The sequence below is a fragment of the Enterobacter sp. 940_PEND genome (assembly GCF_001059415.1).
Classification (GTDB): Bacteria; Pseudomonadota; Gammaproteobacteria; order Enterobacterales; family Enterobacteriaceae; genus Enterobacter; species Enterobacter cloacae_M.
In genome coordinates this window covers 93,828-120,163 of sequence record NZ_JUMS01000078.1, presented here as the reverse complement: position 1 = coordinate 120,163, position 26,336 = coordinate 93,828, and the positions used below count along the sequence as shown (strand labels likewise).

At 61.5% G+C, this 26,336-nt stretch carries 22 protein-coding genes; 10 read left to right on the top strand and 12 right to left on the bottom strand.

Features of this window, described 5'->3' with window-relative positions; genetic code table 11:
* The first annotated feature begins 85 nt into the window (after positions 1–85).
* The 4 genes from ADJ24_RS11305 to ADJ24_RS11295 all read left to right on the top strand — a co-directional run bounded on the left by ADJ24_RS11305 (position 86) and on the right by ADJ24_RS11295 (position 2,840).
* Positions 86–1,174 carry an oxidoreductase gene (locus ADJ24_RS11305; protein ID WP_023310715.1) on the top strand — a complete coding sequence of 363 codons (1,089 nt, stop codon included), beginning with the start codon at positions 86–88 and terminating at the stop codon, positions 1,172–1,174.
* A gap of 57 nt (positions 1,175–1,231) precedes the next feature.
* On the top strand, positions 1,232–1,975 hold the full coding sequence (locus ADJ24_RS11300) for an SDR family NAD(P)-dependent oxidoreductase (RefSeq protein WP_023310714.1): 744 nt from the start codon (positions 1,232–1,234) through the stop codon (positions 1,973–1,975).
* Positions 1,976–2,158: 183 nt separating this feature from the next.
* Entirely contained in the window at positions 2,159–2,464 is a 306-nt protein-coding gene (locus tag ADJ24_RS23540; protein ID WP_023310713.1) for a type II toxin-antitoxin system RelE family toxin, read from the top strand.
* Positions 2,436–2,840: a helix-turn-helix domain-containing protein gene (locus ADJ24_RS11295; RefSeq protein WP_023310712.1), complete on the top strand. Its 405-nt coding sequence runs from the start codon at positions 2,436–2,438 to the stop codon at positions 2,838–2,840. The genes ADJ24_RS23540 and ADJ24_RS11295 overlap by 29 nt, the downstream gene beginning before the upstream one ends.
* Here ADJ24_RS11295 and ADJ24_RS11290 read toward each other — a convergent pair.
* From ADJ24_RS11290 to entC, 7 genes are all read right to left on the bottom strand, one after another.
* Positions 2,837–3,034 (bottom strand): YbdD/YjiX family protein, encoded by a 198-nt coding sequence (locus ADJ24_RS11290; RefSeq protein WP_006809671.1) that lies wholly within the window; start codon positions 3,032–3,034, stop codon positions 2,837–2,839. The two genes, ADJ24_RS11295 and ADJ24_RS11290, sit on opposite strands and share 4 nt — an antisense overlap.
* Before the next feature lie 96 nt (positions 3,035–3,130).
* On the bottom strand, positions 3,131–5,236 hold the full coding sequence (cstA, locus tag ADJ24_RS11285) for a pyruvate/proton symporter CstA (RefSeq protein WP_023310711.1): 2,106 nt from the start codon (positions 5,234–5,236) through the stop codon (positions 3,131–3,133).
* 149 nt (positions 5,237–5,385) lie between these two features.
* Entirely contained in the window at positions 5,386–5,799 is a 414-nt protein-coding gene (gene entH / locus ADJ24_RS11280; protein WP_023310710.1) for a proofreading thioesterase EntH, read from the bottom strand.
* 1 nt (position 5,800) lies between these two features.
* Positions 5,801–6,556 carry a 2,3-dihydro-2,3-dihydroxybenzoate dehydrogenase EntA gene (gene entA / locus ADJ24_RS11275; protein ID WP_032668097.1) on the bottom strand — a complete coding sequence of 252 codons (756 nt, stop codon included), beginning with the start codon at positions 6,554–6,556 and terminating at the stop codon, positions 5,801–5,803.
* Complete coding sequence (locus ADJ24_RS11270; RefSeq protein WP_023310708.1) at positions 6,553–7,407, bottom strand: isochorismatase; 855 nt, start codon at positions 7,405–7,407, stop codon at positions 6,553–6,555. Before ADJ24_RS11270 ends, entA begins: the two co-directional genes overlap by 4 nt.
* A gap of 10 nt (positions 7,408–7,417) precedes the next feature.
* A complete protein-coding gene (gene entE / locus ADJ24_RS11265) occupies positions 7,418–9,028 on the bottom strand; it encodes a (2,3-dihydroxybenzoyl)adenylate synthase EntE (protein WP_023310707.1) in 1,611 nt (536 codons plus the stop codon).
* A gap of 9 nt (positions 9,029–9,037) precedes the next feature.
* Complete coding sequence (gene entC, locus ADJ24_RS11260; protein WP_023310706.1) at positions 9,038–10,213, bottom strand: isochorismate synthase EntC; 1,176 nt, start codon at positions 10,211–10,213, stop codon at positions 9,038–9,040.
* Positions 10,214–10,401: 188 nt separating this feature from the next.
* Here entC and fepB point away from each other — a divergent pair, with 188 nt between their 5' ends.
* Entirely contained in the window at positions 10,402–11,361 is a 960-nt protein-coding gene (fepB, locus tag ADJ24_RS11255; protein ID WP_023310705.1) for a Fe2+-enterobactin ABC transporter substrate-binding protein, read from the top strand.
* Between the two features lie 46 nt (positions 11,362–11,407).
* Here fepB and entS read toward each other — a convergent pair whose 3' ends face one another.
* On the bottom strand, positions 11,408–12,655 hold the full coding sequence (gene entS / locus ADJ24_RS11250; protein ID WP_023310704.1) for an enterobactin transporter EntS: 1,248 nt from the start codon (positions 12,653–12,655) through the stop codon (positions 11,408–11,410).
* A gap of 108 nt (positions 12,656–12,763) precedes the next feature.
* Between entS and fepD the strand changes: the two genes are divergently transcribed.
* The 3 genes from fepD to fepC are packed head-to-tail and all read left to right on the top strand — an operon-like array spanning position 12,764 to position 15,554.
* Positions 12,764–13,768, top strand: coding sequence for a Fe(3+)-siderophore ABC transporter permease (gene fepD / locus ADJ24_RS11245; RefSeq protein WP_023310703.1), 1,005 nt, complete (start codon positions 12,764–12,766; stop codon positions 13,766–13,768).
* Complete coding sequence (gene fepG / locus ADJ24_RS11240) at positions 13,768–14,757, top strand: iron-enterobactin ABC transporter permease (RefSeq protein WP_074177245.1); 990 nt, start codon at positions 13,768–13,770, stop codon at positions 14,755–14,757. The genes fepD and fepG overlap by 1 nt, the downstream gene beginning before the upstream one ends.
* Positions 14,754–15,554, top strand: a complete 801-nt coding sequence (gene fepC, locus ADJ24_RS11235; protein WP_048702463.1) for an iron-enterobactin ABC transporter ATP-binding protein — start codon at positions 14,754–14,756, stop codon at positions 15,552–15,554. The genes fepG and fepC overlap by 4 nt, the downstream gene beginning before the upstream one ends.
* Before the next feature lie 108 nt (positions 15,555–15,662).
* Here fepC and entF read toward each other — a convergent pair whose 3' ends face one another.
* Genes entF through fes form a run of 3 tightly spaced genes read right to left on the bottom strand, consistent with a single transcriptional unit; the run spans position 15,663 to position 20,936 of the window.
* Positions 15,663–19,520, bottom strand: coding sequence for an enterobactin non-ribosomal peptide synthetase EntF (gene entF, locus ADJ24_RS11230; RefSeq protein WP_023310700.1), 3,858 nt, complete (start codon positions 19,518–19,520; stop codon positions 15,663–15,665).
* Positions 19,517–19,729 (bottom strand): MbtH family protein, encoded by a 213-nt coding sequence (locus ADJ24_RS11225; RefSeq protein WP_023310699.1) that lies wholly within the window; start codon positions 19,727–19,729, stop codon positions 19,517–19,519. The genes entF and ADJ24_RS11225 overlap by 4 nt, the downstream gene beginning before the upstream one ends.
* Before the next feature lie 10 nt (positions 19,730–19,739).
* The gene (fes, locus tag ADJ24_RS11220; RefSeq protein WP_032668095.1) at positions 19,740–20,936 is read right to left on the bottom strand and encodes an enterochelin esterase; all 1,197 of its coding nucleotides are present in this window, start codon (positions 20,934–20,936) and stop codon (positions 19,740–19,742) included.
* A gap of 146 nt (positions 20,937–21,082) precedes the next feature.
* On the opposite strand from fes, the gene ADJ24_RS11215 reads away from it, so the two are divergent.
* Together ADJ24_RS11215 and entD are read left to right on the top strand one after the other, a co-directional pair.
* Complete coding sequence (locus ADJ24_RS11215; protein WP_023310697.1) at positions 21,083–23,332, top strand: TonB-dependent siderophore receptor; 2,250 nt, start codon at positions 21,083–21,085, stop codon at positions 23,330–23,332.
* Positions 23,333–23,441: 109 nt separating this feature from the next.
* Positions 23,442–24,098, top strand: coding sequence for an enterobactin synthase subunit EntD (gene entD, locus ADJ24_RS11210; protein WP_023310696.1), 657 nt, complete (start codon positions 23,442–23,444; stop codon positions 24,096–24,098).
* Positions 24,099–24,212: 114 nt separating this feature from the next.
* Here entD and betT read toward each other — a convergent pair whose 3' ends face one another.
* On the bottom strand, positions 24,213–26,246 hold the full coding sequence (gene betT / locus ADJ24_RS11205) for a choline BCCT transporter BetT (RefSeq protein WP_023310695.1): 2,034 nt from the start codon (positions 26,244–26,246) through the stop codon (positions 24,213–24,215).
* Positions 26,247–26,336 lie beyond the last annotated feature (90 nt).

Genomic DNA, 26,336 nt, shown 5'->3' with positions numbered 1-26,336 from the left:
GGCATAAGTTAAAGCGAAATATTATTAGCCATCCGGATGTCCAGACATAACATCGGGTTAGCGCTTCCGCAAAAAGGACACCATCATGAGCAACACCGATATCCGCGTCGTGCCTGGCCCGGCGAACTACTTCTCTCATCCCGGAAGCCTTGCGCGGCTGGATAACTTCTTTACCCCGGAACAGCTTTCCCGCGCGGTGTGGATTTACGGCGAGCGCGCTATCGAAGGCGCGCGCCCTTTCCTGCCCGAGAGCTTTAACGCGCCGGGAGCGAAACGCCTGCTGTTTAAAGGCCACTGCAGCGAGCGCGACGTCACCCATCTGGTGAATGAATCCGGCAGCGACGCCAGCGTGGTGATTGGCGTCGGCGGCGGCGCGGTGATGGATACCGTCAAGGCCGTGGCGCGCCGCTTAGGGGTGCCGTTCGTGGGCATCCCCACCATTGCCGCCACCTGCGCGGCGTGGACCCCGCTCTCCGTCTGGTACAACGATGCCGGTCAGGCGCTGCATTTTGAGATCTTCGACGACGCCAACTTCCTGGTGCTGGTGGAGCCGCAGATCGTCCTTAACGCCCCGGCGGAGTATCTGCTGGCGGGCATCGGCGATACGCTGGCGAAGTGGTACGAAGCGGTGGTATTGGCACCTGAGCCGGAGAACCTGCCGCTGACCGTGCGGCTGGGCATCAACGGCGCGCTGGCGATCCGCGACGTGCTGCTGACGCGCAGCGAAGAGGCGCTGGCCGACCAGCAGCGCGGCGAACAGACGCAGGCGTTTCGGGACGTGGTCGATGCAATCGTCGCCGGCGGCGGAATGGTTGGCGGCCTGGGCGAGCGCTACACTCGCGTGGCGGCGGCGCATGCGGTACACAACGGCTTAACCGTGCTGCCGCAGACGGAAAAATACCTGCACGGCACCAAGGTAGCCTACGGGATTCTGGTGCAGAGCGCCCTGCTCGGCCAGGACGACGTGCTGGCGCAGCTGGTCGCGGCGTACCAGCGTTTTAACCTGCCGACCACGCTGCGCGAGCTGGACGTCGACATCAATAACCGCGACGAGCTGGATCGGGTCATCGCCCACACCCTGCGCCCGGTGGAGTCGATTCACTATTTACCTGTTACGTTAACGCCTGACGTTCTGCGCGCCGCGTTTGAGAAAGTGGAATCCTTCAGCCGTTAATCGCCCCGACAGGCTATACCTAATGATGATTCTTACCACTCTCGTAACGAGGTCATCATGCAGATCGATTTAACAGGTAAAAAGGCGCTGGTTACCGGTGCCAGCCGCGGGCTGGGTCGTGCGATTGCCCTGTCGCTGGCGCGCGCCGGTGCGGATGTGATTATTACGTATGAAAAATCTGCCGATAAAGCCCAGGCGGTCGCCGATGAGATTAAGGCGCTGGGGCGCCACAGCGAAGCCGTGCAGGCCGACAGCGCCAGCGCGCAGGCGATTCAGGATGCCGTCACCCATGCGGCGCGTTCTCTTGGCGGGCTGGACATTCTGGTCAACAACGCCGGGATCGCGCGCGGCGGCCCGCTGGAGTCCATGACGCTGGCGGACATTGACGCCCTTATCAACGTCAATATTCGCGGCGTGGTGATCACCATTCAGGAAGCGCTGGTGCACATGTCCGACGGCGGGCGCATTATCAACATCGGAAGCTGTCTGGCAAACCGCGTGGCGCAGCCGGGCATTGCCGTTTACTCGATGACCAAATCGGCGCTGAATTCCCTCACCCGCGGGCTGGCTCGTGATTTAGGGCCGCGCGGCATTACCGTTAACCTGGTGCACCCCGGCCCCACCAACAGCGATATGAACCCGGAAGACGGGGAACAGGCTGACTCTCAGCGTCAGCTTATTGCTTTGGGTCATTACGGTCAGCCGGAAGACGTCGCGGCGGCGGTCACGTTTCTTGCCAGCCCGGCGGCCGGGCAGATCTCCGGTACCGGCCTGGACGTGGACGGCGGTTTGAACGCCTGATCGCAATCTCCCTGCAAGCCTCTGTCGCCCGGCAGAGGCGTTTCCGAGCGCCCTCGACGGTTCGCGTTTTGCCGCTTTCTCCGGTTATTTCACCGCTCTACAGTATCCCATTAGAAATTCGGAATTTATCTAATAGCCTTATTATTTCCTTATATTTTGTGTGGGCGTACAGTGGAGGTACGGATGAAGATTGTCTGGTCAAATGGTGCAAAAAAGGCATTTTCCAGAATTGACGAGCGATATCAGCGTCGAATTGAGGTAAAGCTCTCCGAGCTGGATGACAGCTCGGCTCCCCGGCCCGATATCAAAAAAATATCGACGACAGAAAATCATTTCCGGCTTCGCGTAGGCGATTACCGCATCGTCTATACGCTTCGGGACGCTCCCGATGACCATTGTTATGTTTTGGCCGTCAAGCGCAGAACTTCAACGACTTACCTGCATGAGGAGAGTGCCAACTATGGCTGTACAGCTAATCAAGGACGATAATGGGAAAACGCAGTACGTCGTTATTCCCTATCACGAATATTTTCGTATGCTCTTACAGATGGCAGAAATTGACGACGAAACCGATGACGATCTGGAGGATATTGAAGTCGAACACGATAATCTGGATGACGTGGAATTGCCGGGAGAAGTATGCAGCATCATGACCTGGCAGAACGTCAGCCTGCAGGCCGCGTGGCGTATCCTGCGCGGCATGTCCCAGCAGGAGGTGGCGGAAAAACTCGGCATCACCCAGTCCGCCGTGTCGCAGCTGGAAGCGCTTGACTCCCGTCCGCAAAAGCGCACCCGTGAAAAGCTGGCGGCGATCTACGGCTGCAAGCAGGAACAGATCAGCCTCTATTTACCGAAAGAGGGTTAACAGCACTTCGCCCCGCCCTTGCCGCCGTAGCGGGCATCCTGGCGGTCGCGGAAAAATTCTTCGTAGGTCATGGGCGTCTGGTCCGGATGGTTAACGCGCATATGCTCGACGTAGTTGTCGTAGTCCGGCACGCCAATCATCATTTTGGCGGCCTGGCCCAGGTACTTACCTGCTTTGGAAAGGGTGTCGAACATAATCAGTGTCTCGTTTGTTTCCGGCCCTCTCCCGAAGAGAAAGGCCGGAGAAGAAATGTGTGCCGGGTAAGGCGAAGCCGCCACCCGGCACACAGGTTAGTGCGCCCCTTTCGCCTGGGTCACAATCTCTTCCAGGTTTTCAGGCATCGGCTCGTACGGCGTCTCTTTCGCCGTTGGCTTATCGTTTTTCAACGCCGCCAGCGCGGTTTTCAGAGAATACAACGCCAGCACCACGACCACCACCATAAAGAAGATGGTCAGCCCGGCGTCCAGACGGTTATTAAACACCAGCTGAGACAGCTGGGACTCGGTGTACTGCGCCGGGATCTTACCGCTGTCGATCATCGCCTGGAATTTGTTGGCAATCGCCAGGAAGCCCACCTTGTTGTCCGGACTGAAGGCCTTCTGCCAGCCCGCCGTCAGGGTACAGATCAGCAGCCACGCGGTTGGCACCAGTGCCACCCACGCGTAACGCTGGCGCTTCATCTTGAACAGCACTACCGCGCAGAGCATCAGCGCCATTCCCGCCAGCATCTGGTTGGCGATACCAAACAGCGGCCACAGGGTGTTAATCCCGCCCAGCGGATCAACCACGCCCTGGTGCAGGAAGTATCCCCACGCCAGCACGCACAGCGCCGTCGCCAGCAGGTTAGCCGGGAGCGAATCGGTACGCTTCAGGTTCGGGGAGATCACCCCCAGCAGGTCCTGCAGCATAAAGCGCGCCGCACGGGTTCCCGCATCCACCGCCGTCAGGATAAACAGCGCCTCGAACAGGATGGCGAAGTGATACCAGAACGACACGTCCATCAGCCCGCCCAGCGCGCCGTGCAGGATGTAGGCCATCCCCACTGCCAGCGTCGGCGCCCCGCCCGCACGGGAGATAATCGACTGCTCGCCCACTTCACTGGCGATGCTCGTCAACGTATCAGGGGTAATCGCAAAGCCCCAGCCGCTCACTACCTGCGCGGCGGACGCCACCACGTCAACGGTGCCAGCCGGTGCCAGTACCGCCATCGGGCTGTTCATCGCGAAATACACGCCCGGGTCGATGATGCAGGCAGAGACCAGCGCCATGATGGCGACAAAGGATTCCATCAGCATGCCGCCGTAGCCGATCAGGCAGGCCTGATTTTCATTCGCCAGCATCTTCGGCGTGGTGCCGGAAGCGATCAGCGCGTGGAAGCCCGACACCGCGCCGCAGGCGATGGTGATAAACAGGAACGGGAACAGGTTACCGGTCCAGACCGGGCCGGTACCGTCGATGAATTTGGTTAACGCAGGCATGGTCAGGGTCGGGCGCATAATCAGAATGCCGATCGCCAGCCCGACGATGGTGCCGATTTTCAAAAACGTAGAGAGATAGTCACGCGGAGCCAGCAGCAGCCATACCGGCAGCACCGCCGCCACAAAGCCGTAGCCCACCAGCATCCAGGTCAGCTGGACGCCGGTAAAGTCGAAGAACGGCGCCCAGGTCGGGCTTTCCGCCACCCAGCCGCCGGAGATAATGGCGAACACCAGGAATACCAGGCCAATTACCGACACCTCACCAATGCGGCCCGGGCGCAGGTAGCGAATATAGATCCCCATAAACAGCGCCAGCGGAATGGTGAAGGCAACGGTATAGGTCCCCCACGGGCTGTGGGTCAGCGCTTTCACCACGATCATCGCCAGCACCGCGAGGATAATCACCATGATCATAAAGGTCGCCACCAGCGCAATCACCCCGGCGGTTGCCCCCATCTCCTCTTTCACCAGCTCACCCAGCGAACGCCCGTCGCGGCGGGTGGAGACGAACAACACCATAAAGTCCTGTACCGCGCCCGCCAGCACCACCCCCGCGAGGATCCAGATCATCCCCGGCAGGTAGCCCATCTGCGCCGCCAGCACCGGCCCCACCAGCGGACCCGCTCCGGCAATCGCCGCAAAATGGTGACCGAACAGCACTTTTTTGTCGGTCGGCACGTAGTCCAGCCCGTCGTTATGGCGGACGGCAGGCGTCATGCGCGTAGCGTCAACGGCCAGAACGTTCTTCGCGATATAGCGGCCATAAAAACGGTACGCGATCAGATAAATGCAGACGGAGGCGACGACGATCCAGAGCGCATTGATCTGTTCCCCCCGGTTGAGGGCGATATAGCCCAGGGCAAAGGCTCCCACAACGGAGAGCCCTGCCCATATAAGGTATTTCCCTGAGTTGTTCATAGTTGTTGTCCGTTGTTGTGAAACAGTGAGATGTTACATTTTGTTTCTAGAACAACCGGAAAAATTTAACAACTTTGAAACGCAATAATGCGTGGTCAAACCAGAGATTTACACCACAGTGTTAAGCCGATCACTTTGATCTGCCTGGCTTAGCCCAACACCATCGTGCTCAACCGACAGGTGCAGCACCGCCGCCCCTGCTCGTCGAATACCACAATCTCCCAGCTCTGGCTCGAACGCCCCAGATGCAGCGGCTGGCAAACGCCGCGCACTTTGCCGTGAGAGACCGCACGATGGTGCGTGGCGTTAAGCTCCGTCCCCACCACGCTCTGCCCGTCGCGGGTCATCAGAAAACCGGCCATCGACCCCAGCGTTTCCGCCAGCGCCGCCGACGCGCCGCCGTGCAGCAGGCCAAACGGCTGATGGGTGCGCGCATCCACCGGCATCTCCGCTTCCAGCGTGTCGTCACCGAGACGGGTATAGACAATGCCGAGATGTGCCACCAGGGTGTTCAGGCTGGTCGCGTTAAGCTCCTCGAGCGGTAAATGGCGTTTCCAGATCATCTTACGCCCCCAGCGTGGAGCCGCCGTCCACCACGATATCCTGCAGGGTGATATGGCTGGCGGCATCGGATGCAAGGAACAGCACCGTGCTGGCTATCTCCTGCGGACGAGCTATTTTGCCCAGCGGAATGCCAAGCTTGAACTGCTCGCCAAAGCCGCGAATACGCTGCTGCTCCGCGTCGTCGCTTTTCCACAGGGTGCGCTGCATATCGGTGTCCGTTGAGCCCGGCGACACCAGGTTACAGCGCACGCCGCTGCCCGCCAGCTCCAGCCCGACGGTCATAGCCAGGCTTTTCAGCGCCGCCTTCGACGCGCCGTAGGCGCTCATGCCGATGCGCGGCGTGTGCGCCGCGTCGGACGCCACGGTGACTATCGCCCCGCCCTGCTGACGGCGGAACTGGCCCATCGTCTGCTGGAACAGGTTGAACGCGCCGCCGACGTTAACCGCGAAGGTCTGCTGCCAGTCCTCCTGCGAAAGCTGGTCCGTCGCCCCCATGCGCAGAATGCCCGCCGCGTTGACCAGCACGTCCAGCCGTTCAAGCGACGCCAGCGCACGCCCGCACACCTCATGCACCTGCGCGGCATCCGCCACGTCCAGGGTTTCAGTGGCGAACGGATAATCGCCCAGCGGAAACGCCAGATCGAAGCCGGTCACCCGTGCGCCCGCCTCCACAAACGCCAGCGCCGTCGCGTAGCCAATCCCCTTACCCGCGCCCGTCACCCAGACGGTTTTACCAGTGAAATCCAGCCCCATCACTTCACCTCGCGGGAGAGCAGCGCCCACCAGGCGTCGATTGTGGGATTTTTTGCCAGCATCACGAAGTCGATATCGCCGTGCACTTTGCGCCAGCGGGCGGCCAGCGCCATCATGCGCACCGAGTCCAGGCCGTAGTCGATCAGGTTTTCGTCATCCATCGGCTCGTCGGACTCGTCCAGCAGCGGCAGGATCAGCTCGCGCAGCGCTGCTTTGGTCGCCGGAACGGAAGGCAGCAGCTCGTTGGTCATCATTACGCGGCCCGAGCGCCCTGCCACGTAGTTCAGCGACATCAGATGCTCGTCGCGGGTGAAATCCGCCAGCGCGTCGGCGATAAAGAACGGCTTGATGTCGCGCATAAAGGCATCGGTGGCGGTGGTCATGCAGCCGATGTGGGCGTAGACGCCGGTAATCAGCAGCTGGTTGCGGCCCGTCTCTTTCAGCATCTGCTCCAGCGGCGAGCGGTGAAACGCGCTGTAGCGCCACTTCACCAGCACCGTGTCCGCTTCGTCCGGGGTCAGTTCACTTATAATGCGCTGCTGCTCCGGTGAGCGGGTCAGGCCTGGCCCCCACATGTCGTTCAGCAGGGCGCGGTCTTCGTCGCTCTGCTCTTTCGGCTGGGCGGTGTAGTAGACGGGAATATTGTGCGCTTTGCAGTAAGCGCGCAGTCTGGCGATATTCGCCACCACCTGCTGCATCATCGCGCTGTTTTCGCCCCAGAAGTTCAGGAAATACTCCTGCATATCGTGGATTAGCAGCGCGGCGCACTCAGGCTCGAACGCCCAGTTCACCTTGTTGGTCGGCAGATCTGCGGCGGTCGGCAGCGCGTAAGCGGTTAATTTTGGAATGGCCATACTCTGTTCCTCAGCCCCGGGCGCGTTCAGCAAGCCACAGGCGCAACTGTTTCTTATCGACTTTACCGACCGGCGTTAGCGGGAGCGCATCCACGCTCTCCATGCGGTCCGGCAGCTTGAATTCGGCAACGCCCTGCTCGCGCAGGAAGCGGCGCACCTCGACCGCGCGCAGGGGCTGTTTCACCACCAGATACGCGCAGCTTTTTTCGCCCAGCAGGCTGTCCTCCATGCTCACCAGTGCGGCGTGGATCACCGACTCGTGGCGCAGCAGCAGGTTTTCAATCTCTTCGGCGGCGATCTTCTCGCCGCCGCGGTTGATCTGATCCTTCTCGCGCCCCTGCACGGTGATGTAGCCCTGCTCGTCAATGGCAATCAGATCGCCGGAGCAGTAAAAGCCGTCGGCGTCAAAGGCGCTGGCGTTGTGTTCCGGGCTGTTGAAATAGCCGCGGAAGGTATACGGCCCGCGCGTCATCAGACGCCCAACCTCACCGCGCGGCAGCGGGTTTCCGTTCTCGTCCGCCACCCAAACTTCGTCGTCCGGGCACATCGGGCGGCCCTGGGTGTTGATGATGCGTTCCGGCGCGTCGTCGAGCGCGGTGTAGTTCACCAGCCCTTCCGCCATGCCGAACACCTGTTGAAGCTGGCAGCCGATTTCCGCCGGAATGCGCGCCGCGAGCGTGGCGGAGAGACGTGCGCCCCCCACCTGCAGCAGCCTGAGGGATTTAAGCTGCGCGCTTCCCGCGCCGTCGGCAATCGCCTGCAGCCAGAGGCTCACCGCCGGAGGAACCAGCGAGGTGACGTTAATCTGATGCCGTTCAATCAGCGGGAAGCAGAGCGTGGCGCTCGGATCGTTCGCCAGCATCACGCAGCCGCCCGCGGTGAAAACGCCTAACGATCCCGGCGAACTCATGGCGTAGTTATGCGCCGCGGGCAGCGCGTTCAGGTAACGCGTATCGGCGGTGATGCCGCAAATCTCGTTGCTGCGGCGAATGCTGTAGTCGTAATCGTTGTGCGTGCGCGGGATCAGCTTCGGCGTGCCGGTGCTACCGCCGGAAAGCTGGAAAAACGCCACTTCGTCGGCGGGCGTTGGGTTCGGGATGAAATTGTCCGCCGGACGCGCAATCGCCGCTTCCAGGGCGTGTTCGTCCTTATCGCCGCGCAGCAGCACGACGCGAATCGAGCGGTGCGCATCCACAAAGGTGTTAAGAAAATCATCGCCCGCAAACAGCCCGTGGTCGCGATCGGCAATCAGCGCGGCGGGTTTGATCTGCTCCGCGTAAGCGTTCAGCTCGCTGCGCTGATGGCTAAAGAGCGCGTTCACCGGCGCGACGCCGATTTGCAGCAGCGCGAAGAAAGTGATGTAGAACTCGGCCACGTTTCCGAGCTGCACCAGCGCCGTCTCGCCGCGCTGCAGCCCGCGCGCCTGAAGAGCGGACGCCAGATTGTTTACCGCCTGATTAAACGCGCGGTAGGTGATGTGCCGCTCGCCGTCGATAATCGCCACGGCATCGCTGTCCGCACGATCCGTCAGGATGTGGGTCAGCGGCAGATCCTGCCAGTAGCCTTTTTCACGGTAGCGGCGGGCGAATTCCTCAGGCCAGCGGGTAAAGGGAATAGTCATGAGCGTTCCTTAGTGCAGGCCAAACACGTTAAGCATGGTGGAGAGCTTCACGCCCGTCTCGCGCCACTCGCCCACCGGCGAGGAGGCCGGCACAATGCCCGCGCCGGCAAACAGGCGAACGGTGTTTTTATGCAGACGCGCGCAGCGGATGGTCACCACCCACTCGCCGTTGCCTTCGCTGTCGCACCAGCCGACGATGCCGCCGAACAGCTCGCGGTCGAACGGCTCCAGCTCGGCAATCAGCTCTTTTGCCGCCTGATGCGGGAAGCCGCTCAGGGCCGGGGTCGGGTGCAGCAGGCAGGCCAGCGTCAGGGCGTTTTCGTTGTCACGCGCGTCACCTTCAACCGGCGTCGCCAAATGCCACAGCGTCGGCGTGGTGATGAGCTGCGGGGAAGACGGCATGCTCAGGTGGTGGCTGCGCGGTGCCAGAATGGCCTTCATCGCCTGGGTTACGAGATCGTGCTCGTGACGGTCTTTTTCGGAGGCGAGCAGCTTATTGCCCGCTTCGCGATCCAATACGTCGTCCGGCTGGCGGCGCGCGGAGCCTGCCAGCGGCAGCGAGCTAAAGTGCGCGCCCTCTTTGCGCAGCAGCAGTTCCGGGCTGGCTCCGAGCAGCACGCCGCCGTCCTCCAGCGGAACGTGGAAGTTAAAGCTCGCCGGGTTCTGGGCGATCAGCCGCTCCATCAGCGCACCGCTATCCATGTTTTTATCGGTGGCGATATCAATCAGGCGCGACAGCACTACCTTATTCACCTGCGGCGTGGCGGTGAGCGACGCGGCGCGCGCGACCATCTCTTCGAACACGGGCTGAGCGGGGATCTCGGTGCGCTGTTCCACCTTCAGCGCCTGCGCGCCGGAGAAATAGCGTGCGGACTGCTGACGCGCGGGACGGGAAAAGGTCTGCCAGCGCTGCGGAATAAACAGAGAAGATGGCTTGCGAGTATCGAACGGAATAGCCCCTACCATCACCGGATGAGCGATGCCGCTGGCTTTCGCATTCCGGAAGGCCTGGGCTAATTTTTGCTGGAAGTGCCCCGCCGGATCGTCGCCGCCGACGGCGGGTTCAGAGAAGCGGGCAAAACAGCCTGAGGTAGTAAAACTGCGGTAAGGCGACATAAAGAAAAAGCTGTCTGATTGCAGCGTGGTCGCGGTGTGCTGAACTTCCTCAGCCAGGGACGTGTCCATATCATCCTCCTCAAAATGATAAAAGAAGCAATAATGATTATCATTTATATTTTCGTCGGCTAACCTAATCCCACATCGCTTCGCTGTCAACCGTCAGACAAATAACTTGTGCGACAAAAGCTTGCATCCCTTCGCGGCAACCATGAAAATGAGAAGCATTATCTTCAACAAAAACAGGATGTCGCGCTGTGAAATTCCCTGCCCTATTCCGTAATACCCTGCTTTTATCTGGACTTTTTGTTTTAGGACTTGCCTCAGCCGCTGCCGCCGACTGGCCGCGTCAGGTGACCGACAGCCGAGGCGTTCACACGCTTGAGAGCAAACCGACGCGCATTGTCTCCACCAGCGTGACCTTAACCGGCTCCCTGCTGGCGATTGACGCCCCGGTCGTCGCCAGCGGCGCCACCACGCCGAACAACCGCGTGGCGGATGCGCAGGGCTTTTTGCGCCAGTGGGGTGATATTGCGAAACAGCGCAAGGTTGCACGGCTGTACATCGGCGAGCCGAGCGCCGAAGCGGTCGCCGCCCAGATGCCGGATCTGATTTTGATCAGCGCTACCGGCGGGGATTCCGCACTGGCGCTGTACGATCAGCTCTCAGCTATCGCGCCGACGCTTATCATCAACTACGACGACAAAAGCTGGCAGGCACTGCTGACCCTACTGGGCACCATTACCGGGCAGGAAAAACAGGCCGTAGAGCGCATTGCCGCCTTTGATAAACAGCTCGCGCAGGTGAAAGAGCAGATGAAGCTGCCGCCGCAGCCTGTCAACGCCATCGTCTATACCGCCGCCGCGCACAGCGCCAACCTGTGGACTGCGGAATCGGCGCAGGGCAAGCTGCTGCACCAGCTGGGCTTTACGCTGGCGGAGCTGCCCGCCGGACTGCACACCTCAAAAAGCCAGGGCAAACGCCACGACATCATTCAGTTGGGAGGGGAAAACCTGGCGACGGGGCTGAACGGCGAAGGGCTGTTTGTGTTTGCCGGCGATCAGAAAGACGTGGATGCGATTTACGCCAACCCGCTGCTGGCGCATTTGCCGTCGGTGAAAAACAAACGGGTCTGGGCATTGGGAACGGAGACGTTCCGCCTGGATTATTACAGCGCGATGTTGGTGTTAGACAGATTGAATGCATTGTTTAAGTAGGCATTTCCCCTCCCTCTCCCTGTGGGAGAGGGCCGGGGTGAGGGCATCAGGCCGCCCCGTCGTTCAACACAACCTCCTGCCTGAACCGCCGCAACTCCACCAGCGCCACTAACAAAATCCCGCCAACCATCGCTAACGCAAACCCGCCGCAGTTCGCCGAGGCCGCCGGGGTCATCATCGCGCCCAGCCCGCCGAGGATCGCCGCGCCAATCGCATCACCCGTCACGTTCTGCGCCGTCCACAGGCCGTTAATGCGCCCGAGCATCCTTTCCGGCGTCTGGGTCTGGATCAGGGTGTACTGCAGCAGCGAGCTGATGGCGCTCAGCCAGCCAAAAATCACCAGACACAGCACCCCGAGAGCCCACACCGGCATCAGGCTGAAGAAGCCGATGGCGATAAACGAGGCCAGCGTGGCAAGCAGCATAATCAACCCCGGACGCGCGCTCTGCGCCAGGTTGCCGCTGGTCAGCGCCCCGCACGCCGCGCCGAGCGGAATGGCGGCGTACAGTAGACCAATCTCCGAGGCGCTTATCTGCCACGCTCCCGCTAATGCCGGGTAGAGCACGCGCACGGCGCTCGCCATGGTCAGCAGGCCGCCGAGCAGCGCAATCCCGCCAATCAGCGGGTTGCTGAACAGGAAACGAATCGCGACCATCAACGATTTCAGCGGATGCTCGCGCGGCTGCGGCGGAGGCGGCAGCAGCGGCAGACGCAGCAGCATCAGCGTGGTGATGAAGGTTCCCGCCGCCGCCAGCCCGTAGTTCCACGCCACGTTGCCGGTCGCCAGCAGCAGGCCGCCCACCATCGGCGAAATCACCGAGCCCAGACGCACGGTGAGCATGGTAATCGCCCCCGCCTGCATCAGGTTCTCGCGCCCGACCAGCGCGGGCGTTGCCGCAAGAAGCGCCGTCACGCCCAGCGAGGCGAAGAAACCGTCCCACAGCCCCAGCGCGTAAATCGCAATCAGCGACGGCTCCGGCAGCATCGCGTTCAGACACAGCCCGATAAAGCCCACGCCGCAGGTGCCGCGCGCCAGCAGGATCAGTTTTTTACGCTCGTAGCGGTCCGCCAGCACGCCGCCGACCATCAGGCCGATAAACATCGCCCCGCCGGTTAAGGTGACGGATAACCCCACCAGCCAGCTGGAGTGGGTCATGGTCTGGATCTGTACCGGCACGGCCACGCCGAGCAGCCCGAGGGACAAAATGGAGATAAAGCGAGCGATAAAAACGGCGCGATACGCCGGGTGCGTTTTCAGCAGGCTGAGGTTGAGCAGCCAGGATTTTTGATTCATGACAAAGCCTTGAGTCTATTTCTACCCTTTCCATGGGCGCACATGCTAACATAGCCAAATAAGATAGATAACGATAATCACTATCATTATCAAATCATGGATGTTGCTATGTCGTTTTCCTCTTCTGCGGTGCGCGCCGTTGCCGTGCCCGTTTTACTACTGCTCCTGAGCCTTGCGGCTGCACTCAGCCTGCTGGTCGGCGCGAAGCCGCTGCCCGCGTCCGTTATCGTTGATGCGCTCTCCGGCACCTGCCAGAGCGCCGACTGCGTCATCGTGCTCGACGCCCGACTGCCCCGCACGCTTGCCGGACTGCTGGCCGGTGGCGCGCTGGGCCTTGCCGGTGCCCTGATGCAAACCCTCACCCGTAACCCGCTGGCGGACCCCGGCATTCTCGGCGTTAACTCCGGCGCCAGCTTTGCCATCGTGCTCGGCGCGGCGCTGTTCGGGTTGACCTCACCCTCTGAACAGCTGGTGATGGCCTTCTGCGGCGCGCTGGCCGCCTCGCTGGTCGTCGCCTTTACCGGCAGCCAGGGCGGCGGGCAGCTGAGTCCGGTCCGCCTGACGCTTGCGGGCGTGGCGCTCGCGGCGGTGCTGGAGGGCTTGTCCAACGGCATCGCTCTGCTCAACCCGGACGTCTACGACCAACTGCGCTTCTGGCAGGCCGGTTCGCTGGATATCCGCACCCTTGAAACCCTAAAAGTGGTGGCGATCCCGGTCATTATCGCTGCCGCCGTGGCGCTGTTTTTAAGCCGGTCGCTCAACAGCCTGAGCCTTGGCAGCGACACCGCGACCGCCCTCGGCAACCGCGTGGCGCGCACGCAGCTGATTGGTCTGTTCGCCATCACCGTACTGTGCGGCAGCGCGACCGCCGTGGTCGGCCCGATCGCCTTTATCGGCCTGATGATGCCGCACATGGCGCGCTGGCTGGTGGGGGCGGATCACCGCTGGTCGCTGCCGGTGACGCTGCTGGCGACCCCTGCCCTGCTGCTGTTTGCCGACGTGCTGGGCCGCCTGCTGGTGCCCGGCGAGCTGCGCGTCTCGGTGGTCAGCGCCTTTATCGGCGCGCCGGTGCTGATCTTCCTGGTTCGCCGTAAACGCGGAGGTGGCGCATGATGGCCCCGTCCCGTCGTTTACTCACCAGCGTCTTGCTGCTGCTTATCGCCATTCTGCTGCTGGCGGTCTGGAGCCTGCGCAGCGGCGCGGTGACGCTTGATTTTTCTCAGGTGTTTAACGCCCTGCTCGGCAGCGCGCCGCGCAACATCACCATGGTGGTGACGGAGTGGCGACTGCCGCGCGTGGCGATGGCGATTCTGGTCGGTGCGGCGCTCGGCGTGAGCGGCGCAATATTCCAGTCGCTGATGCGCAACCCGCTGGGCAGCCCGGACGTGATGGGCCTCAACACCGGTGCCTGGAGCGGCGTGCTGGTGGCGATGGTGCTGTTCGGGCAACATCTGACGGCCATTACCTTTACGGCGATGGCGGGCGGCATTCTGACATCGCTGCTTATCTGGGCCCTGGCCTGGCGCAACGGCATTGACACCTTCCGGCTGATCATTATCGGGATCGGCATCCGCGCGATGCTGATGGCGTTTAACACCTGGCTTTTGTTGCAGGCTTCTCTGGAAACCGCACTCTCCGCCGGGCTGTGGTATGCAGGCTCCCTCAACGGCCTGACGTGGGGCAAAATCTGGCCCGCCGCGCCGCTGATTTTGCTGATGTTTATCGGCGCGCTGCTGCTGGTGCGCCGTATGCGTCTGCTGGAGATGGGCGACGATAGCGCCTGCGCGCTGGGCGTGGGCGTCGAACGCTCGCGCCTGATGCTGATGCTGGTCGCCGTACTGCTGACCGCCGCCTCCACCGCGATTGCCGGGCCAATCTCGTTTATCGCCCTCGTAGCGCCGCACATCGCCCGGCGACTTAGCGGCACGGCGCGCTGGGGATTAACCCAGGCGGCGCTGTGCGGCGGGCTGCTGCTGCTGGCCGCCGATCTCTGCGCCCAGCGGCTGTTTATGCCTTATCAACTGCCGGTGGGCGTGGTAACCGTCAGCCTCGGCGGAATTTACCTCATCGTCTTGCTCGTTCAGGAGTCACGCAGGAAATGACAGACACAACCACCCGCTTGCGCGGCGAAAACCTCACCCTCGGCTACGGCAAAAAAATCATTGCCCGTGACTTATCCGTTGCCATTCCGGACGGCCACTTCACGGCCATTATCGGCCCGAACGGCTGCGGAAAATCGACCCTGCTGCGCACGCTGAGCCGCCTGATGACGCCGGCTGAGGGCAGCGTGTTCCTCGACGGGGAGCATATCCAGCGCTTCGCCAGCAAGGAGGTGGCCAGACGCATCGGTCTGCTGGCGCAAAACGCCACCACGCCGGGCGACATCACGGTGCAGGAGCTGGTCTCGCGCGGTCGCTACCCGCATCAGCCGCTGTTTACCCGCTGGCGAAAGGAAGATGACGAGGCGGTGAACCGCGCGATGCAGGCGACGGGCATCACCGAGCTCGCCCAGCAGAGCGTGGACACCCTCTCCGGCGGACAGCGCCAACGGGCGTGGATCGCGATGGTGCTGGCTCAGGAGACCTCCATCATGCTGCTGGACGAGCCGACGACCTGGCTCGACATCAGCCATCAGATTGATCTTCTGGAGCTGCTGAGCGAGCTGAACCGCACGCAGGGGTATACCCTGGCGGCGGTGCTGCACGACTTAAACCAGGCGTGCCGCTACGCCACGCATTTGATTGCCTTGCGAGACGGTGAGATAGTGGCGCAGGGGGCGCCGAAAGAGATTGTGACGCCGGATCTGATTGAGCGGATCTACGGCATGCGCTGCATGATTATTGACGATCCGGTGGCGGGTACGCCGCTGGTGGTGCCGCTGGGCAAGCGTGCGGTCTGATGCCCTCACCCCGGCCCTCTCCCACAGGGAGAGGGCGCAAACCCAACAAACATCAACAACGGTTCCGTAGGCCGGGTAAGGCGCAGCCGCCACCCGGCGCTTTTGACGTTATCCCAGTATCTCCCTCAACACCGGCCCTATCTTCTCAAACGCCTGCGGTGAAATGATATCCACGTGGGCGCAGTCCTGGCTGTACACCTCAAGCTCCGCCATCCACGGCGCCCAGGCGACCTGCGGATCCATCGTTCGCGTCCGCTCGGCGACAAACAGCGTCGCTTTGCCGTCAAAGCGCGCGCTGTGCGCAGTGGTGAGCAGACGCACCGCGTCGGCGTAGTTGCCCTCTATAGCGTTAAACAGCTCGCTGGAGCCCTGTCCCTGCTGGGCAGCAATAAACGCCTGACGCTCGCGCTCGATCTCCGCCAGTACTTCCGGGTCAAGGCCGTTGGCCTCTTTCTCCGACCAGTTCTGGGTTTCCGGCGGCCAGGTGTCCAGCAGGCCGAGGAAGGCCACCGCTTCTCCCTGCTCGCGCAGGCGGGCCGCAATACCCTGCGCCAGCGTGCCGCCGAGGGAATAGCCGAACAGATAATACGGCCCCTGCGGCTGCTGATTACGCAGCGTAGCCAGGTGATGCTCAATGACTCCATCCAGATCAGCGCACTGCTGCATCGGACCGTCCGGACGCGGCGACTGAATACCGACGATAGACCAGCGCGGGCTGAGGTAGCGCGCCAGGACGCTAAACTGCCAGGCAAAGCCGGACGCCGGGTGGAAGCAGAACAGCGTCGGCCCGTCGCTTTCGCGCAGCGGCAGAAGGGTTTCATACCCCAGACGCTGCGCCTGCTCGTCGCTCATCTGCGAGTCCAGCAGCGCGCTGAGCTTGCTCACCGAGGAGGCGACCATAATCTGCCCCGGCGTAACCTTGCGCTCGAACGCGCGGCTAAGCTGCGCCGCCAGGCGCATCGCCAGCAGCGAGTGTCCGCCGAGGGCAAAGAAGTCGGTCTCAATGTCGTTGACCTCGCAGCCGAGCAGCGCGGAAAATGCCTGCGCGACGACGATTTCGGATTCGCTTTCCGGCACGCGGCCAGAGGTTTTACTCGTCAACTCCGGCAGCGGCAGCGCCTTGCGATCCAGCTTGCCGTTCGCGCTGAGCGGCAGCGCGCTGATTTGCAGCAGCACCACCGGCACCATGTGCGGCGGCAGCTGGGCTTTGAGCGACGCCAGCAGCGCGTCGCGGTCCAGCGGTAAGCCGGATTCGGAGACGACGTATCCCACCAGCTGGCGGGCATCCCCGCCGGTGGCCGCCGCCTGGTTGAACACGCAGGCGTGGGCGACGGCCTGGGCCACGTCCGGCAGCGACAGCATCGCCCGGTCGATTTCGCCCAGCTCGATGCGCTGGCCGCGAATTTTTAACTGGTCATCGCTGCGGCCGAGATATTCCACCGCGCCGTTGTCCAGCCAGCGGGCAACGTCGCCGGTGCGGTACATCCGCTCGCCGGGGGCAAACGGGTCGGCAATAAAGCGGCTGGCGGTGAGGTCCGGACGGCCCAGATACCCCTGCGCCAGCTGAATGCCGGTGAGATACAGATCGCCCGCCACGCCGAACGGCACCGGGCGCATCATCGCGTCCAGAATGCGCAGCCCCGTGTTCCAAACCGGGAAGCCGATCGGCACGCTGTTTCCTTCCACCGCCGCCAGCTCGGGCCCAAACGCCGGATACCAGCTCACGTCCACCGCCGCTTCGGTTGGGCCATACAGGTTGTGCAGCGGCGCACGGGTGAGCTGCTCCCACTCGCGGCACAGCTCGGTCGGCAGCGCTTCGCCGCTGCAGAACACCTGCTTTAGGGTTTTGCAGCACGCCACGTTTTCCGGCGTCAGCGACGCGACAAACGCCGCCAGCATCGACGGCACGAAGTGGGTGGTGGTCACGCCGTACCGGGCGAAGAAGCTCTGCATCGCCTGCGGATCTCGGTGCGCGTCCGGCTCTGCCATCACCAGCTTCGCCCCGGCGATAAAGGGCCACCAGAACTCCCATACCGACACGTCAAAGCTGCACGGCGTTTTCTGCGCCACCACGTCCGTCGCGTCCAGCGGGTAGTGGTCCTGCATCCACTTCAGGCGGTTAACGATGGCGGTATGGCCGACCATTACCCCTTTCGGACGCCCCGTCGAACCGGAGGTAAAGATGATGTACGCCGTCTGCTCCGGCTTCGCCAGGCGCAGCGGTTTTGCATCCGCAGCCGGTAAAAGGGTGTTGTAACTAAATGCACTAATCGGCAGATCGCTAAATCGCGGAAGCTGTTCGTCAGTGGTAATAAGCAGGGACGGCTTCGCGTCCTCGAGCATCATCCGCAGACGATCGTCCGGGTAGCCGGTATCCAGTGGCAGCCACGCGGCACCAGCCTCGACGATGCCGTGCAGCGCCAGCGTCAGGAACACCGAGCGCGGCAGAGCCACCGCCACGCTGTCGCCCGGCTTCACGCCGCGCTCGCGCAGCAGGTTTGCCAGCGCGACCACCTGCTCGCGCATCTCACGATAGCTGAGCTCAATATGCGCGTCCGCCAGCGCGGGGGCGTCCGGCGTTTTGCTCGCCTGCTCCGCCACCAGATCCGCCAGCGTGGTGGCCGGCAGCGCCAGCCCGGTATCGTTGATGCGCGCAAGCATCTGGTATTCCTGCTCTGAAACGGTTTCCACTTCGCCGCAGCGCAGGTCCGGGTTGGCCGCAAACTGCATCAGCATCGCGTTCAGGCGCGCAACGTGACGCGTCAGCGTCGCCTCGTCGTAGCGCTGCTTACTGGCGAGGATCTCAATGCTCAGCCCACCCTGCTCGTCCGGGAACAGCGCCAGCTCAAGATCGTTTACCGGGCCGGTCGCCAGCGTGTGGGTGATGGCCTCCACGCCGTCGATATCCAGCTGATAATCAAACACCTTCACGTTCAGCACCTGGCCAAACAGGGCTTCGTCGCCTGCGGCACGCCCGCTGTCGCGCACGATCTGCTCGGCGTCGTAGCGCTGATGGCGGCGCATTTTTTTCAGCTGGTTGGCCAGGCACAGCGCCAGCTCCGGCAGGCTCTCCTGCGGGTTGATATTCACCGCCAGCGGCAGGACGTTGAGCACCGGCCCGGTCGCGGTCAGCGCGGCGGAGCCCATGCGTCGCATAAAGATAAACCCGGCGGCGTAGTCCAGCCTTCCGGTCAGGCGGCCCAGCCACAGCGCCACCAGCGCAAGGGCCAGATCGGTACGCTGCGCCTGTCCTGCCGCCTGCGCAAGCTGGCTAAAGGCGCGACCGTCGGCGGTGACTTTCAGGCGCAAGATATCGGTTGTGGCGGCGCGTCCCGGCAGCGGTGCGGAAGAGAGCGAGACCGGAGAAGGAAGCTGCCTGCGCTGCTCGGCCCAGAAAGCGCCGTCGCGCTGATACGCCTCGCTGCCGCGATAGCGCTGATACTCCTCCACCACTTCAGCAAATGGCGTAAACGGGGAGTCAGGAGTCGGTTCATCCTTTTTCCACGCGGCGTAAATCGCGGCGATCTGGCGGGTAATGGCCGGGAAGCTGAAGCCATCCACCACCAGATGGTGATAGCGCTGATACCAGTACCAGTGGCTTTCCCCCACCTGAATCAGCTGGTGAAACGCCAGCGGCTGACCGCTGTCGACGCGCAGGTTCTGGCGGAGATCGGCCTCCATCAGCGCCACGGCAGCGTCGTGAGAGGTAACGCGAACGATGGACGGCTCCGGCAGAATGAGGGTGTCATCCACCCACTGCCACACCTCGCCGTTATCCTCGGCAAAACGCATTCGCAGGGTATCGGCCTGCATCATGCCCTCAGCGATGGCTTTTGCCAGCAATGGCGCGTCGATATCGCCTTTCAGCTCGGTGTAATGCGCCACGCTCCAGGCGTTTGGCAGGGAGGACAGCTGTTCCGCCATCCAGATACCCGGCTGGGCGGCGACGAGAGGAAGACGTTTCATGCGCTCCCCTCCGCAAAATGGGACGGTTCAAGCGTGCGCCAGTTCCCGGCGAGCCACTGCTGGCACGCCTCCTGAGACTGCGCTTCGCACACCACGCGCCACCCCGCCGGCAGTTCGCACTGCTGCGGCCACAGGCTGTACTGCCCCTGGTCGTTTTGCAAAATGGCGAACTGTCCCTGCGGATTATCGAAAGGATTGCTGAATTCCATACAGACTCCGTTATTGAATAAGCGGCTGCCAGAGGGTCATTAGCCCCTGCGTCAGCCCACCGCGCCAGCAAAGCGCGTCGTGTCCGCCGTCAACCTGACGCCAGTAAACCTGCTGCGCGCGGAGTTCGGCGTAAATCGCCTGGTTCGCGCGGAAGATAAGCGGCTCGTTACGCCCGGCCTCAAGGATGATGCGCAGCCCGCGTGCGGTTTTTTCACCCGCTTTAAGCTGTTCGATGAGCAGCCCGTCCTGCTGCCCGCCGCGGTGAGGCCACCAGTAGGATCCGGACTGGCTGAGGATGCAGCCAAACCGCTGCGGCCAGTTGAGGCCAGCATAAAGCGAAGAGAGGCCGCCAAAGCTCTGGCCCGCGACCACGGTACGGTCGGCGCGGTCGCTGAAGGGCGCGAGCTGTTTTACATGAGGGAGAAGTTCTTCCTGCACCGCCAGCCAGAAATCGCGGTTACAGGGCAATTCGCGGCTGCGATGTTCCATGTCGATCGCATCAATTAATACGTAGACCGCAGGCGGCAGTTTGCGCTCGGTGGTAAGCGACGCCAGCGCGGGCCAGACGGGCATGCTTTCGGCCCAGAACTGCCCGTCGAGCAGCACCGCCAGCGGACGTTCCGGGCCGTCATCCCCGGTGGTGAAAATCCAGACGCGACGGCGGTTTTTCAGGCGCGCGCTTTCCCATTCAATGCAGATCGGCGCCTTGAAGGGCGTTTTGGGCTGATTCCAGCCGGGCTGAACGGGCGCGTCCGGCATCTCCAGCGCCGAGACGGCATGACCGCGCCCGCCGCGCCAGCTCTGCGGATTCAGCGGATCGGAAACCGCGTGCGGCAGCAGCCTGCGCCAGCCTTCGCGCAGCGCCATGCGGTCCGGCAGTTCGCCTTCAAACACGGTATCGGCAAAATCGTTTTCATTTTCAGAAGGGATAAAACAGTAGCTCCCGCGCCACTCGGGGCTGAATTCGCCCTGCCACTGCCAGACGTTGGTATCCGGGATGCGCTCAAGGGACTGCGGACGGGCATTTTGATGGTGATCGGTCACGCCGGTAACGTAGAGCCAGACGCGTTTGACCGATGAGGTTTTCTGCGTGCCTGCCGGATCCCGCCACCAGAAGGTGACGCGACAGTTCTCCTTCAGACGTTCCCATTCAGGTCCGTTTTTCGACTGCCACCACGCTTCACTTCCGGTTGTTAACGTCGTCACCCTTATAACCCCATGTTTAACAGACTTTTTTGTTTCAGAGCAAATTTTATTGATAATATTATTGATAACTATTTGCATTTGCAATAGCGTAATGCCCGCGCTGTGGGAAGCGCGCTCATTAAATAACCATAAAAGCGGGACGTACAATGAATAAGAAGATTCACTCTCTGGCCTTGCTGGTCAATTTAGGGATTTATGGTGTCGCGCTGCCCGCCGTGGCAGACGACAACACCGCCTCTGCGCAGCACGAAGACACTATGGTGATCACCGCCGCCGAGCAGAATTTACAGGCGCCGGGCGTGTCGACCATCACCGCCGACGAGATCCGCAAAAACCCGCCCGCGCGCGACGTGGCGGAAATCATCCGCACCATGCCGGGCGTTAACCTCACCGGGAACTCCACCAGCGGCCAGCGTGGAAACAACCGTCAGATTGACATTCGCGGCATGGGGCCGGAAAACACCCTGATCCTGATCGACGGCAAGCCGGTCACCAGCCGCAACTCTATTCGTCTGGGCTGGCGCGGCGAGCGTGACACCCGCGGCGATACCGGCTGGGTGCCACCGGAGATGATCGAGCGCATCGAAGTGATCCGCGGTCCGGCCGCCGCGCGCTACGGCAACGGCGCGGCAGGCGGCGTGGTGAACATCATCACCAAAAAATTCGACGACCAGTGGCACGGCTCCTGGAACACCTACCTGAACGCGCCAGAGCACAAGGACGAAGGTTCCACCAAACGCACCAACTTCAGCCTGAGCGGCCCGCTGGGCGGCGACTTCAGCTTCCGCATGTTCGGTAACCTGGACAAAACCCAGGCCGACGCGTGGGACATCAACCAGGGTCACCAGTCTGACCGAACCGGTGCCTACGCCGACACGCTGCCCGCGGGCCGTGAAGGGGTGGAAAATAAAGACATCAACGGCGTGGTGCGCTGGGACTTCGCGCCCATGCAGTCTCTGGAATTTGAGGCGGGCTACAGCCGCCAGAACAACCTCTACGCCGGTGATACCCAGAATACCAACAACGACAACAGCTCCAGCGGTCTGGTGAAAAAGAACTACGGCAAAGAGACCAACCGTATCTATCGCCAGAACTTCGCGGTAACCTGGAACGGCGGCTGGGATAACGGCATTACCACCAGCAACTGGGCGCAGTACGAGCACACCCGCAACTCCCGTCTGGGCGAAGGGCTGGCGGGCGGTCTGGAAGGCCTGTTCAACAGTAATAAATTCACCGACACCGATCTGGCCGACGTGATGCTGCACAGTGAAATCAACCTGCCGATTGATTTCCTCGTTAACCAGAACCTGACGCTCGGCACCGAGTGGAACCAGCAGCGCATGAAGGACTCGACCTCCTTCACCCAAACCCAGCAGGGCGGCACCATTCCGGGCATGAGCAACGACCGCAGCCCGTACACCTCGGCGGAGATTTTCTCCCTGTTCGCCGAAAACAACATGGAGCTGACCGACAGCACCATGCTGACCCCTGCCCTGCGCTTCGACCACCACACTATCGTCGGCAACAACTGGAGCCCATCCCTGAACCTGTCGCAGGGTCTGGGGGATGACTTCACGCTGAAGATGGGGATCGCCCGCGCCTATAAGGCGCCGAGCCTGTACCAGACCAACCCGAACTACCTGCTCTACAGCAAAGGCCAGGGCTGCTACGCCAGCTCCGACGGCGTGGGCTGCTACATGATGGGTAACGACGACCTGAAGGCCGAAACCAGCATCAACAAAGAGATTGGCCTGGAGTGGAAACGCGAAGGCTGGCTGGCGGGCGTCACCTGGTTCCGCAACGACTACCGCGACAAGATTGAAGCGGGCTACGCGCCGATTGGCCAGACTTCTTCCGGTAAAGTGCAGACGGATATCTACCAGTGGGAAAACGTACCGAAAGCGGTGGTCGAAGGGCTGGAAGGCTCCCTGAACGTGCCGGTCAGCGACACGATCAACTGGACCAACAACATCACCTACATGCTGCAGAGCAAGAACAAGGAGACCGGCGACCGTCTGTCGATCATTCCAGAGTACACGCTTAACTCGACCCTGAGCTGGCAGGTGCATCAGGACGTGTCGCTCCAGTCGACCTTCACCTGGTACGGCAAGCAGCAGCCGAAGAAGTACAACTACAAAGGTCAGCCGGTGACCGGGTCTGAGAAAGACGAAGTCAGCCCGTACAGCATCGTTGGCCTGAGCGCGACCTGGGATATGACCAAAAACGTTAGTCTGACCGGCGGCGTTGATAACGTCTTCGACAAACGCCAGTGGCGCGCGGGTAATGCCCAGACGACCGGAAATGCCACCACCGGTGCATATATGTACGGTGCGGGAGCGTATACGTATAATGAGCCGGGCCGTACCTGGTACATGAGCGTGAATACGCGATTCTAAGGTAAAAACAAAACGGCAACCCAGTTGCCGTTTTTAGTGTTTGCCCCCTCTCCCCATGGGAGAGGGCCGGGGTGAGGGCATCAGGCCGCACAATTCTGAAGGGAAAAACATGCACACAACCCACACCACGTTCATTCTTGCCGGCCACACCGTCCACCACGTCACCTTCGCCCCCACCACCTTCACCGATGCCGATCTCCTCTGGCTCCCCCACCACGCAGAGCTTTCAAACGCCGGAAGCAAACGCAAAGCCGAGCATCTGGCAGGCCGCATCGCCGCCGCGCATGCGCTCGGTGCGATACATGAACGCGCGATCCCCGGCATCGGCCCCAGCGGCGAACCGCTCTGGCCGAAAGGGGTTTCGGGGAGCATTACCCACAGCGGCACGCAGGCGATGGCGGTTATCGTCCCTCATCCTGATGCGCTCGTAGGTATTGATTACGAAGCCATTCTTCCAGACCACGAAGCCCGCGAAATCCAGGACGGCATGATTGATGCGCAGGAGGCGATATGCCTGACTCACTCGGGCTACCCTTTTGCGCTGGCGCTGACGCTCGCTTTTAGCGCCAAAGAGAGTTTGTTTAAAGCCCTCTTCCCGAAGGTAAAAATTTACATGGGGTTTGAGTGGGCGAGAGTCACTGAGTTATCGGAAAAAACAATCACGCTGGCGCTTTCGCACCCTGCTGGAGACTATCCTGAAGGTAAACGCTTCACCCTCGTCTGGCAGCATAATGATGGGAACGTGTGGACGCTGCTAAAAGCCTGATGGCGCTGCGCTTATCAGGCCTACGGTAAACCGATTTTGTAGGCCGGGTAAGGCATCGCCGCCACCCGGCTTGAGGGCGACGGCGATGCATTTATAGGCTATTCAGCTCAAATCTCAAACATCCGGGAACATCACGCTATTCCCCGGCGCTTCCCTGTGCAGATGGATAAAGTTCAGGTGCCGTTCATACTGGTCCAGAATGTCCGTAATCACCTGCTCTTTGCTGTAGTCCATTAAATCATTCCCCTGGCTCCCTTCCAGCAGGAAGGTCTCAAGCCGGTAGTAGGTCGATTTCCCGCTGCGCGCCCGGTAGGTAAATCCGGGTACTGAATACTGCTGCGGCCAGATCTGATAAACAAAGTTCTGCTCGTCGCCCATGTGCACCAGCAGATCCAGGTGCCCCAGGGTCTCTCCCTCCTCCGGCGGCAGGTTTTTCAGCTCCACGTAGGCCCCACGCAGCTTCAGCTCCTGCGCGACCTCTTCCATCGCCGGGAAGCAGACCGTCTCCATCATCTGTTTGGTGTAGCGCGTGCCCGGGTAGTTCATCAGGCGCGAGAGGCGTTTCTTCCAGCTCAGCCTGTCCTGCGCGCCCATCGGACGCGGTGCGGTGTCGCGGCTGGCGCTGACGCGGCGGTAGTCTTCCACCTTGAGCGATTTATACAGCCCGGCCATCACGAAGAAGATGACGAAGCTGAACGGCAGTCCCATGATCACCGTGGTGTTCTGCAGCGCCGAAATGCCGTTGGTCATCAGCATGCCGAGCGTCAGCAGGCCGATGGCGATGGACCAGAAGATGCGCAGCCAGTTTGGCGCGTCGCTGTTGATATCTTTGAGCTTCGAGGTGAAGTTGCCCAGCACCAGCGCGCCGGAATCCGCCGAGGTGACGTAGAACAGCAGGCCGGTGATGGTCGCCACGGAGGCGCTAAAGGTAAACGCCGGGTACTGCGCCAGCAGGCTGTAGAAGCCGCGCTCCGGGTGCGCCATCGCTTCCTGCGCGAAGGTTGCATTGCCGTGGATGATCTCATGCAGCGCGCTGTTGCCGAAAATCGACAGCCACAGCAGGGTAAAGGTGAACGGGATAATCAGCGTGCCCATCACGAACTGGCGGATGGTGCGGCCACGCGAAATACGCGCCAGGAACAGGCCGACAAACGGCGACCACGCCACCCACCACGCCCAGAAGAACAGCGTCCAGTTGTTCATCCATTCTACCGGGCGGTCGAAGGCGAAGCTGTTCAGCGTCATGCCCATAAAGCGGTTTACGTAGTCGCCCACGTTGAGCACTAAGGCATTGAGCAGGAACGAGGTATCGCCCATAAACAGCACGAACAGGATCAGGCCCAGCGCCAGCGCCACGTTCAGCTCGGAGAGCACGCGGATGCCTTTATCGACGCCCGACGTCACCGAGATGGTGGCGATAATGACGGAGAGCGCGATCAGCGCCGCTTTGGCCGCCATCGAATCCGGGATATCAAACAGCACGCTCAGCCCGTAGTTGAGCTGCACCACGCCAATCCCGAGGGTCGTCGCGATACCAAAGATGGTGCCGATCACCGCCGCAATATCGACGCTGTGGCCAATCGGGCCGTTAATCTTTTTACCGAAGATCGGGTACAGCGCGGAGCGGATGGTGAGAGGTAAATTATAACGATAGCTAAAGTATCCGAGCGCCATGCCCATCAGGGCGTACATCGACCAGCCCGTCAGGCCGTAGTGGAACAGCGTCCAGACCATCGCCTGGCGCGCGGCCTCCATCGTCTGCCCTGCCCCTTCCGGCGGCTGCATATACTGCGTAACCGGTTCCGCCACGGAGAAGAACATCAGGTCGATGCCGATGCCCGCGGCAAACAGCATCGCGGCCCAGCTCAGCAGGCTGAACTCGGGCTTGGACTGCTCAGGCCCGAGCTTCACCGAGCCGAAGCGCGAGCAGGCAATGCAGACCACGAACACGATATAGAGCGTCGCGGCCAGCAGATAGTACCAGCCGAAGGTCTTCGACACCCAGTTCAGGGTGCGCCCAATCCACTCGGCAGAAAAATCACGAAAGAAGATGGTCGTCAGGGAAAACAACAAAATCAGCCCGGCGGAAGTATAAAAAACGACCGGGTTGATTTTGTCTTTTTCTCTGTCTTGTGAAAGGTCTGTCATCCAGTATCCCCACTGTTTTTGTAACTATTGAAATCCAAATCCGCAACAATTAAGACACATTTTATATTGAACGTCCAATCAAAAACCGCT

Coding starts and splice junctions, on each gene's coding strand:
- ADJ24_RS11305 (WP_023310715.1), top strand. CDS start 86: ATGAGCAACACCGATATCCGCGTCGTGCCTGGCCCGGCGAACTACTTC.
- ADJ24_RS11300 (WP_023310714.1), top strand. CDS start 1,232: ATGCAGATCGATTTAACAGGTAAAAAGGCGCTGGTTACCGGTGCCAGC.
- ADJ24_RS23540 (WP_023310713.1), top strand. CDS start 2,159: ATGAAGATTGTCTGGTCAAATGGTGCAAAAAAGGCATTTTCCAGAATT.
- ADJ24_RS11295 (WP_023310712.1), top strand. CDS start 2,436: ATGGCTGTACAGCTAATCAAGGACGATAATGGGAAAACGCAGTACGTC.
- ADJ24_RS11290 (WP_006809671.1), bottom strand. CDS start 3,034: ATGTTCGACACCCTTTCCAAAGCAGGTAAGTACCTGGGCCAGGCCGCC.
- cstA (WP_023310711.1), bottom strand. CDS start 5,236: ATGAACAACTCAGGGAAATACCTTATATGGGCAGGGCTCTCCGTTGTG.
- entH (WP_023310710.1), bottom strand. CDS start 5,799: ATGATCTGGAAACGCCATTTACCGCTCGAGGAGCTTAACGCGACCAGC.
- ADJ24_RS11270 (WP_023310708.1), bottom strand. CDS start 7,407: ATGGCCATTCCAAAATTAACCGCTTACGCGCTGCCGACCGCCGCAGAT.
- entE (WP_023310707.1), bottom strand. CDS start 9,028: ATGACTATTCCCTTTACCCGCTGGCCTGAGGAATTCGCCCGCCGCTAC.
- entC (WP_023310706.1), bottom strand. CDS start 10,213: ATGGACACGTCCCTGGCTGAGGAAGTTCAGCACACCGCGACCACGCTG.
- entS (WP_023310704.1), bottom strand. CDS start 12,655: ATGAATCAAAAATCCTGGCTGCTCAACCTCAGCCTGCTGAAAACGCAC.
- fepD (WP_023310703.1), top strand. CDS start 12,764: ATGTCGTTTTCCTCTTCTGCGGTGCGCGCCGTTGCCGTGCCCGTTTTA.
- fepG (WP_074177245.1), top strand. CDS start 13,768: ATGGCCCCGTCCCGTCGTTTACTCACCAGCGTCTTGCTGCTGCTTATC.
- fepC (WP_048702463.1), top strand. CDS start 14,754: ATGACAGACACAACCACCCGCTTGCGCGGCGAAAACCTCACCCTCGGC.
- entF (WP_023310700.1), bottom strand. CDS start 19,520: ATGAAACGTCTTCCTCTCGTCGCCGCCCAGCCGGGTATCTGGATGGCG.
- ADJ24_RS11225 (WP_023310699.1), bottom strand. CDS start 19,729: ATGGAATTCAGCAATCCTTTCGATAATCCGCAGGGACAGTTCGCCATT.
- ADJ24_RS11215 (WP_023310697.1), top strand. CDS start 21,083: ATGAATAAGAAGATTCACTCTCTGGCCTTGCTGGTCAATTTAGGGATT.
- entD (WP_023310696.1), top strand. CDS start 23,442: ATGCACACAACCCACACCACGTTCATTCTTGCCGGCCACACCGTCCAC.
- betT (WP_023310695.1), bottom strand. CDS start 26,246: ATGACAGACCTTTCACAAGACAGAGAAAAAGACAAAATCAACCCGGTC.